Origin of the sequence: Mesorhizobium sp. M7A.F.Ca.US.006.04.2.1 (genome assembly GCF_004022915.1) — a bacterium.
Classification (GTDB): Bacteria; Pseudomonadota; Alphaproteobacteria; order Rhizobiales; family Rhizobiaceae; genus Mesorhizobium; species Mesorhizobium ciceri.
This window is the reverse complement of sequence record NZ_RZQA01000178.1, coordinates 1-8769: the sequence shown is the minus strand read 5'-3', so window position 1 is coordinate 8769 and position 8769 is coordinate 1. Positions and strand designations below refer to the sequence as shown.

General features: G+C 62.3%; 10 protein-coding genes and 1 pseudogene. 7 read left to right on the top strand and 4 right to left on the bottom strand.

Going from position 1 to position 8769, the window contains the following annotated elements:
* The 4 genes and pseudogenes from EN925_RS12200 to EN925_RS12185 form a co-directional block, all read left to right on the top strand.
* A pseudogene (locus tag EN925_RS12200) lies at positions 1 to 308 on the top strand (ABC transporter permease); the annotation flags it as partial.
* Positions 293 to 1363, top strand: coding sequence for an ABC transporter substrate-binding protein (locus EN925_RS12195; protein ID WP_127370096.1), 1071 nt, complete (start codon positions 293 to 295; stop codon positions 1361 to 1363). The pseudogene EN925_RS12200 and the gene EN925_RS12195, both read left to right, overlap by 16 nt.
* Before the next feature lie 173 nt (positions 1364 to 1536).
* A complete protein-coding gene (locus EN925_RS12190; protein WP_024502622.1) occupies positions 1537 to 2145 on the top strand; it encodes a cupin domain-containing protein in 609 nt (202 codons plus the stop codon).
* Positions 2135 to 3220: an ABC transporter ATP-binding protein gene (locus EN925_RS12185; protein ID WP_127385298.1), complete on the top strand. Its 1086-nt coding sequence runs from the start codon at positions 2135 to 2137 to the stop codon at positions 3218 to 3220. Before EN925_RS12190 ends, EN925_RS12185 begins: the two co-directional genes overlap by 11 nt.
* 560 nt (positions 3221 to 3780) lie before the next feature.
* Here EN925_RS12185 and EN925_RS12175 read toward each other — a convergent pair.
* A complete protein-coding gene (locus tag EN925_RS12175) occupies positions 3781 to 4485 on the bottom strand; it encodes an SOS response-associated peptidase (RefSeq protein ID WP_127370059.1) in 705 nt (234 codons plus the stop codon).
* A gap of 160 nt (positions 4486 to 4645) precedes the next feature.
* On the opposite strand from EN925_RS12175, the gene EN925_RS12170 reads away from it, so the two are divergent.
* Entirely contained in the window at positions 4646 to 4999 is a 354-nt protein-coding gene (locus EN925_RS12170) for a nuclear transport factor 2 family protein (protein ID WP_127370058.1), read from the top strand.
* Positions 5000 to 5167: 168 nt separating this feature from the next.
* Positions 5168 to 5518 (top strand): ArsC family reductase, encoded by a 351-nt coding sequence (locus tag EN925_RS12165; protein WP_013532857.1) that lies wholly within the window; start codon positions 5168 to 5170, stop codon positions 5516 to 5518.
* 213 nt (positions 5519 to 5731) lie between these two features.
* Here EN925_RS12165 and EN925_RS12155 read toward each other — a convergent pair whose 3' ends face one another.
* The 3 genes from EN925_RS12155 to EN925_RS12145 are packed head-to-tail and all read right to left on the bottom strand — an operon-like array spanning position 5732 to position 8352.
* Positions 5732 to 6085 (bottom strand): DUF488 domain-containing protein, encoded by a 354-nt coding sequence (locus EN925_RS12155; protein WP_127385297.1) that lies wholly within the window; start codon positions 6083 to 6085, stop codon positions 5732 to 5734.
* Between the two features lie 21 nt (positions 6086 to 6106).
* Positions 6107 to 7363, bottom strand: coding sequence for an aminopeptidase (locus EN925_RS12150; protein WP_127369392.1), 1257 nt, complete (start codon positions 7361 to 7363; stop codon positions 6107 to 6109).
* A complete protein-coding gene (locus tag EN925_RS12145; RefSeq protein ID WP_127369391.1) occupies positions 7360 to 8352 on the bottom strand; it encodes a LysR substrate-binding domain-containing protein in 993 nt (330 codons plus the stop codon). The genes EN925_RS12150 and EN925_RS12145 overlap by 4 nt, the downstream gene beginning before the upstream one ends.
* A 94-nt stretch (positions 8353 to 8446) precedes the next feature.
* Between EN925_RS12145 and EN925_RS12140 the strand changes: the two genes are divergently transcribed.
* Complete coding sequence (locus EN925_RS12140; protein WP_024502627.1) at positions 8447 to 8668, top strand: hypothetical protein; 222 nt, start codon at positions 8447 to 8449, stop codon at positions 8666 to 8668.
* Positions 8669 to 8769: the final 101 nt, after the last annotated feature.

Here is an 8769-nt window from a genome sequence, read left to right as displayed (position 1 = left end):
GCCTGCCGGCCATCGTCTCGGCATTCATGCTGGCCTTCCTGATCTCCTTCGACGAATTCATCGTCGTGTTCTTCCTGGCCGGCACCGAGCCGACGCTGCCGCTCTACATCTGGAGCCAGCTGCGTTTTCCCCGGTCGCTGCCGACGGTGATGGCACTGGGCACTTCGATCCTGGCGGTGTCCTTCGTCATCGCTGCAGCAGCTGAAATCCTGCGCCATCGCGGCTTATCCGCCACGGCGCCAAAGCCCGCGGATCCATCACAACCAAAACAAACCAAGAGAGGAGAACTGCAATGGCATTCGACCTGAAATCGATCTCTGCAAAGACTGTTTGCGCTGGATTGACGGCGTTCGCGCTGGCGCTGTCGTCGACCGTCGCTTTCGCCGGCGAAAAGCTGCAATATTTCACCTGGTCGGGCTATGAACTGCCCGACTTCAACAAGAGCTTCCTTGCCGCGCATCCCGATGGCGTCGAGGCCTCGATCTTCGGTGACGACGATGACGCCTTCACCAAGGTCAAGGCCGGCTTCCGACCCGACATTGCGCATCCCTGCTATGACAAGGTGGCGCGCTGGAACAAGGAAGGCCTGCTGCAGCCAATCGACACCAAGCGCATCAAGAACTGGGACTCGATCTTCCCGGTGTTCAAGAACCTGCCAGACCTGCAGGCTGGCGACGGCAAGGTCTGGATGGTGCCGTGGGACTGGGGCAACACCTCGATCCTCTACCGCACCGATCTGGTGAAGAACCCGGAAGCGAGCTGGAACCTTTTGTGGGACAAGCAGTATGCCGGTCGCATGGCGACGATCGACGCGGTGCATGACACGCCTGTCGTGGCGGCGCTGCTCGCCGGCGTCAATCCGTTCGACATGACGCCGGAGCAAATGGACAAGGTGGCCGAGAAGCTGCGCGAGCAGCGCCCGCTGCTCTCCAACTACACCACCGACATGACCTCCGTCGAACAGGCGCTGGCCAGCGGCCAATTGGTCGCCGCCATGACCTGGAACGCGTCGGCCACCTCGCTCAAGAAGCAGGGCGTGCCGGTCGAGTTCATGAAGCCCAAGGAGGGCATGCTGACCTGGGCCTGCGGCTTCGTGATGCTCAAGGACGCCAAGAATGTCGACCTCGCCTATGATTTCATCAACAGCCGGCTGGAGACGGATTCCGGCAAATACCTGATCGAGGCCTACGGCTATGGCAGCTCGACCAGTTCGGCCTTCGCGGCGGTGCCGAAGGAGGAGCTGGAGAAATTGCAGCTGCCGTCCGACCCGGAGGTGATGCTGAAGACCACCATCTTCACCGGACCGATGAAACAGAATGACGACCTCGCCAAGATGTTTGAGAAGGTGAAGGCGGGGGGATAAAGCTCCCCCTTCTCCCCTTGTGGGAGAAGGTGTCGCCGAAGGCGACGGATGAGGGGTGCTCCAGGGAACACCAGCGTCTCACTCCGCTGGAACACCCCTCAACCGTCTCGGCGCTGCGCGCCGATCCACCTTCTCCCACAAGGGGAGAAGGGAAAGCAAACGAGGACTAACGCATGGACATGCTGGATGAAGCGGCTGGGAAGCCGAAGGACGATGCCGACGTTCGCGTCGGCCGGCGCGTGCGGGCGCTGCGGCTGGAGCGCAATTTGTCGCTGGCCGATCTTGCGGCAAAGGCCGGCGTGTCGATCGGTGCATTGAGCCAGATCGAGCGCGGCATGTCCTCGCTGCGCGTCAAGGTGATCTGGCCGCTCGCCGCCGCCCTCGACATCGAGCCGTCGGCGCTGATCGCCGACGGCAACGATGCGGCCAACGATCTCTATTGCGTGCGTGCCGACAAGCGGCGGCAAATCCCGGTGAAATCGGAAGGCATTGCCAAGGCGCTGCTGTCACCGCCGGGCGCGACGCTGACCGGCATGCTGGTGACGGTGGAAGCTGGCGGCGGCACGGCCGAGGCCTATGCGCATGCCGGCCATGAATTCGGCTTCGTGCTGGCCGGTGAGGTCGAACTGGTGGTGGATTCGACGAAATACGGGTTGAAGGCGGGCGACAGCTTTGCCTTCAAGAGCACGCTTTTGCATGCCTTCCGCAATCCGGGCGCCGAGCGGTGCCAGATTCTCTGGGTCAACACCACGAAGCCGTCCGAGGTTCGCGATGGCGCCTGATCCACTCGTCCGGCTGCAGGCGGTCTCGAAGATTTTTCCCGGCGGCATCGTTGGGCTCGACGCTGTCGATCTCGACATTATCAGCGGCGAGTTCATCACGCTGCTCGGGCCGTCGGGCTGCGGCAAGACCACCAGCCTGCGCGTCATCGCCGGTTTCGAAAGCCCGTCGAGCGGCAAGGTGTTGCTCGATGGTCGCGATATCACGGCCCTTCGACCGTTCGACCGGCCGGTCAACACCGTGTTCCAGGACTACGCGCTGTTCCCGCACATGAATGTTGCAGAAAATGTCGGCTTCGGTCTGTCGCTGCGCAAACTGTCTGGAGCCGAACAGGCTAAGCGCACCGGCGAAGCGCTCGACATGGTCGGTCTCGCCGACAAGCTTGGCGCCCGCGTCTCCGAACTGTCGGGCGGCCAGCGCCAACGCGTCGCGCTCGCGCGTGCCATCGTCTGCGAGCCGCGCGTGCTGCTGCTCGACGAGCCGTTGTCGGCGCTCGATGCGCATCTGCGCGAACAGATGCAGGTTGAGCTGAAGCGGCTGCAGTCGCGGCTTGGCACCACCTTCGTCATGGTCACCCACGACCAGACCGAAGCGCTGTCGATTTCCGACCGCATCGTCGTCATGAACAAGGGCCGCATCGAGCAGATCGCACCGCCGGCCACACTTTATGACCGGCCTGCCACGAAGTTTGTGGCGAGCTTCATCGGCACCATGAATCTCCTGCAATCACGGTTTGTCGGCCGCGATGGCGATCGCTTGCGTTTCACCGCCGGCACCCTGCCGCTGGAGGCTATTTCTGAAACCGGCGAGGCACCTGCCGAGGGCGCTACCCGCACCATCGGCGTGCGCCCGGAGGATTTGCTGGCGATGACCGAGGCCGCGCCCGGCACCGCACCGGCGCGCGTCAACAGCGTCGTCTTTCACGGCCGCACGCTGCGCCTGCATGCCGAACTCGGGCAGGGCGCGCCTGTCGTCATCGACGCGCCGCGCCAGGCCGAGGGTTTTCGCTTCCAGGTCGGCGACGTGGCGCATATCAGCCTGCGCCGTGGCGCCAACTGCCCAGTGCTGCCAAGTTAGTCTTAGCGACGTTAAAAACGAAGCAAAACGTTTGCGTCGATCGGTGGCCACAAGCGCTACCGATTGGGCGATCAACCGCGAGGTTAAGGGCATCATCCGCTATGGGGGATGTCGGCGGGATGGTCTGCCTATGTGGACTGCCAGCCGGCTGTGAACAAAAAGACCGTGGACGAAGTAGGAATTGACTCGGGAGGGAATATATTCCTAATTTGGCCGATGCCGGAACTGAGCAGCCGACCGCGCCGAAATGTGCAGACCCTGTGCCTCGCGCACGAAGTCGGGCAACTCATTCGTGTACGATGCCCGCACTGCAACATCACTAGGCACTATCTGCCCGGCGATCTCGCAAAGCTTGTAGGGGATATTCCCTTTTGGGACGTCGAGCGGCATATGAGGTGCGAGCGCTGCAAGCTTCGCGAGCTTGACGCCAGTATTATTTTGCCGAGCGCTGCTGAACGCTTGAAAATTCGGGTCAGGCGACTTGTCGAAATCCGCATGGTTCGCCGGGTGATCTGGCGAGACGACGATTAAGAAAGCGGCTGGTTAGTCGATCCTGCGGCCTAGAACAGAGACCCTTGAGTTGGCACCTGCCGCGGAAACTTGATCTGCGTGGCGGGCTTCTCAACAATCACCAATGCATCGTCCGGCGCTGTCTGCTGCAAATGTCTCGCTTCTGCCCACGACGCTGTAAGCCAGGCCTGGGCCTCTTCCGGCGTGGTCAGGATCACCGGCATAGCCTTCTCATGGATCGGTGCGATGACGGCGTTAGGCTTGGTTGTCATGAAGGCAAATAGCTCGAAGTCGCCAGGACCATCCTTGACCTTTCTCACGCCTTGCCAACGGGTCCAGAAACCAGCGAAGAAGAACAGCGGCCGGCTCTCGTCACGCGCAAACCAATAATTGCGCTGGATGCCTGTGTCCGGGTCTTTGTCGTTCGGAGTAGGGCTGGGTTCGGCAAAGCTGGTCACCGGCACGACGCATCTGTGCTCGACGCCGACAAAGTGTTGCCAGTGCGAATATTGTGGGTTGCGCACGTTAGTGGTGCCGTAGTCCGCCTTGCCTTTCATGCGTTCAGGCGGCGTGGGCAAACCCCAAAGCAGTTTCGCCAATTCACGCTCTCCGTCCGCCGTGTTGCGAACGACTGGGGCGGGCTGATTGGGATAGACGTCAAGCGAAGGCTCAAGGTTGCCGCTGATATCGCGCATTGTGCGTGTCCATTGGCGGACCGCCTCTTGCGTCGTGGTAATATTGTAGAGGTTGCACATTCACCTAGAATTGCGGAATTGGCTTGTGTCCGCAACCGGATGGAGCGCGGTCCGCGCGATATCATCATCCTGACATGGCTTGTCAGCTACGGCGCGGTCCGACGATGGCAGGCCAGCAGGCTGTTCCCTACCTAAATGCGTCTGAACAGGAGGAACACAAATGACCATCGCGGAAATTGCCAAGGATTTTACCGAGCTGCTCAAGCAGGGCGACAACGAAGCTGCCGCCGAGAAGTACAATTCCGACGATATCGTGAGCTACGAAGCCATGGAGGGGCCGATGGCCATCTCCCGTGGCAAGGAGGCTCTCAGGCAGAAGGGCCAGTGGTGGCAGGAGAACAATGAAGTCCATGGCGGCTCTGTCGAAGGCCCCTATGTCAATGGCGACCAGTTCGCGGTGCGCTTCAAGTTCGACATAACGCCCAAGGCTACCGGCGAGCGTGTCACCATGGATGAAGTCGGCCTCTACACGGTCAAAAACGGCAAGATCACCGAAGAGCGCTTCTATTACTAGGGCCGGCCCCGGGTTCCGCCTCACGTCGCTGCAGGACCAGGAAATTAGACGGCCGGGACATTGTCCTGGCCGTCATGTGGAACGGAGATATGGCAACGGCTCTGGCAAAGCGGAAAGGGTGGTTTAGTCTGTGGAACGGATTCGACAGTCAGCCAAGGAAGCACGCTTTTGACGATCACCATGTACGGCATCACCACTTGCGACACGGTCAGGAAGGCGCGCGTCTGGCTGGAAGGCCATGACGTAGCCTACCGGTTTCACGATTTCAGGGCCGAGGGACTGGACGCGAAGCGGCTGGATGGTTGGGCGGGCAAGGTCGGCTGGGAAAAGCTGCTCAACAAGGCGAGCACGACGTTCCGCGAGCTGCCGGACAAGGAAAAGCAGGGTCTCGACGAGAAGAGCGCCAAGGCGCTGATGCTGGCCAAGCCGACCATGATCAAGCGGCCGGTGCTGGAGGTAGGCGACCGGGTTATGGTCGGGTTCAAGGCTGATGTCTATGAGGCGGCGGTGGGGAAGTAGAGCTGCCTCTCGTTCCACGGTGTTCCGTGGCGCCCCCCTCTGTCCTGCCGGACATCTCCCCCTCAAGTGGGGAGATTGGCAGCTTCGCCGCTCCGCCATTCCTGTCACGTTCGGGATTTGCGAAGAAGATGATGACAGCGGATCTCCCCACCTGAGGGGGAGATGGCCGGCAGGCCAGAGGGGGGGCGCTGTCCCGCCGACCGCCATAAAATCTCAGCGTCCGCGCAAATACCCCGCCAGCGCCACCGCATTGTTGTGCGCCTCGTCATGCGCGCCGTAGAGCAGCGTCACCTTGCCGTTACCCAGCAGGCCTCGCAACTGCGTCACCGCCGCGCCATTCCCATCCAGCTCAGCGCGATACCGCTCCTGAAATTCCGCCCAGCGCGCCGCCTCGTGTCCGAACCACTTTCGCAGCTCGTCGCTCGGCGCGATGTCCTTCAACCACAGCGTCAGCGCGGCGTCTTGCTTGCTGACGCCGCGCGGCCAGATGCGGTCGACCAGAACCCGCTGCCCGTCATCGGCAGCGGGCGGCTCGTAGATACGCTTGACCGCGATGTTGAAGGCCATCACACCTCTCGGCTGCAACCCTCAGGCCCACTCGCCCTTGCGCATGACAGGCACGCGGGCGCCGTCCTTGTGGACGCCATCGATGTCGATCTTGTCCGAGCCGATCATCCAGTCGATGTGGATGAAGCTCTTGTTGCCGCCGCGCGCCGCGATCTCGTCCTGGCTGAGCGAGGCGCCGTCGACGAAGCACTTCGAATAGCATTGGCCGAGCGCGATGTGGCAGGCGGCGTTCTCGTCGAACAGCGTGTTGAAGAACAACAGGCCGCTGGCCGAGATCGGCGAGGAATGCGGCACCAGCGCCACTTCGCCGAGGCGGCGCGCGCCCTCATCTGTATCGAGCACCTTTTTCAGCACATCCTCGCCCTTCGAAGCCTTGGCCTCGACGATCCTGCCTTCTTCGAAACGCACCGAAATGTCGTCGATCAGCGTGCCTTGGTAGGACAGCGGCTTGGTCGAGGAGACATGGCCTTCGACCCGCCTCGCATGCGGCGTGGTGAAGACCTCCTCGGTCGGGATGTTGGGGTTGCAGGTGATGCCGTTCTTGGCGGTCGAGGCGCCGCCCATCCATTCATGGCCGTCCGCAAGCCCAACCGTCAGGTCGGTGCCCGGTCCGGTGAAGTGCAGCGCATGGAAATTATGGCCGTTGAGCCATTCGGTGCGGCTGCGCAGCGCCGCGTTGTGCGCCCTCCAGTTGCCGATCGGATCCTCCACATCGACCCGCGACGCGGCGAAGATGGCATCGGCGAGTTTCACGACCGCAACATCGTCGGCATCGCCGGGGAAGACCTGTTTGGCCCAGGCGAGGTCCGGATAGGCGACGATGTTCCAGTTGATGTCGAAGCCGGTGATCTTTTCCAGCGCCGGCTGATAAGCCATCGAATTGGCCTTGTTGGCGCGCGCCACTTTCGCCGGATCCTGTGCGGAGAGCAGCGACGGATCCTCGCCGCGCACCGCAAGCCTGGCCGCATTGTTGGAGAAGGCCTTCGCCATGCCTTCATAGAGCCAGCCGGCGGCGCGGTCGAAACCGGCATCGGCGCCGAAGCGGTAGCGCGCCAGCGTCATCTCGTCATCGTTGAAGATCGGCGTCACCAGGCCGGCGCCGGCCTTGTAGGCATGCTCGACGATCCGCCTGGTTAGCGGCAGTGCCGCGATCGATGACGTTAGCACCAGATCCTGGCCTGGCTGCAATTGCAGCCCGACCTTGATGGCGACTTCCGCCAGCCTGTCGAGCTTCACCGGGTCGATCGATGCGGAAACGCCGCGCGAATGTGTGGTCATGATCCTGCCTGTCGTAGTTTGATGTCCGGCCTACCATAGAGCGGCGGCGCGGCGCTTTCCACCGCGATCGCGCCGGCGGGTTTTGGGTTTGCGGACCCGAACCGCGCCATGGTTGCTTCGATCTCTTCCCTGATCCAGACCTTGAAATCCCGGACCTTGCGGCTTTCCGCCTTGACGGACGAGGTCACCAGCCAATAGCCGAGCCCGCTCTGGGCGCGGATACCGAAAGGCGCCACCAGCCGCCCGTCGGCCAGCGCATCCGCGGCGAGCAATTGCCAGCCCAGCATCACGCCATGGCCGGCAATCGCCGATTCCAGGCACAGCATCGGGTCGGTGAAACGCGCACCCTTGAGGAAGCTGACAGGTGGGACACCGGCCGTCTCGAACCAGCTTTCCCAGTTGATCATTGCTCGCTCGTCGGTGATCGCGCAGGTCTGGGCAAGGTCCTCGACCGACTTCAGTTTTTGGGCAATCGCCGGCGCGCAGACCGGGAAGACTTCCTGCGCCAAGAGCAGTTCCGTGCGCCCGCCCGGCCATTTGCCGTCGCCAAGCCGGATGGCGATGTCGATGTCTGAGTGATCGAGATTGGCCAGCCGCACCGAAGCGTCGATGCGCAGCAGCACGTTGGGATGTCGGTCGAAGTGGCGAGATAGTCTGGGCAACAGCCACTTCGAGGCAAAGGCCGGCGCCACCGAAACCACCAATGTGCATTGCGTAGCCTCGTCGGCCAGCGCCACGGCCTGGGAAAGCTCACGAAATCCAGCACCAAGGCGGGCCGCGAAGACGGCGCCGAATTCGGTCAGCACCAGACCGCTCGCCGTTCGCTCGAACAGCGCCTGGCCGAGCTGTTTTTCGGTACGGCTTATCTGCTGGCTGACGGCGCTGACGGAAACGTTGAGCTCACCGGCGGCCGCCGCCAGCGATCCGAGACGGGCAACGGTTTCGACGGCGCGCAGGCCGTTGAGGTGGACGCGGTTGAGCATGGCCATTGAGTTTTTCTAAACTGATCCGGCTGAAATCTCAATTGAAAGGCATGTCGAAACGGCGGATTTTATCGGAAGAGACAGACCTGTGGAGCCGGAAATGCTGAGGATCTTGTCGTCGTCGCTGAAGGTCTTTTTCGCTGCGAGTACGCCGTATGAGCCGCACCCGGACGGCGAAACGCAGAGATGGCTGACCGATCCGCTTTCGCATCCGGTGCTGAACACCATGTCGGAACGCGAACTGGGCGATGTGCCGTTCAGGCTGACGGCACGGCGGACAGTGCACGAGACGGCCCCATTGCACGCCGGCGGCCGCTGCTGAGCAGGCGCCAAGCCTTCCGGCTTGAGGAAAGTCGAGGCGAGCACCACGTCCCGCGCACGCACTGGCCCAACAGATGGCGATTGTTTCAGCGACCCCTGCAC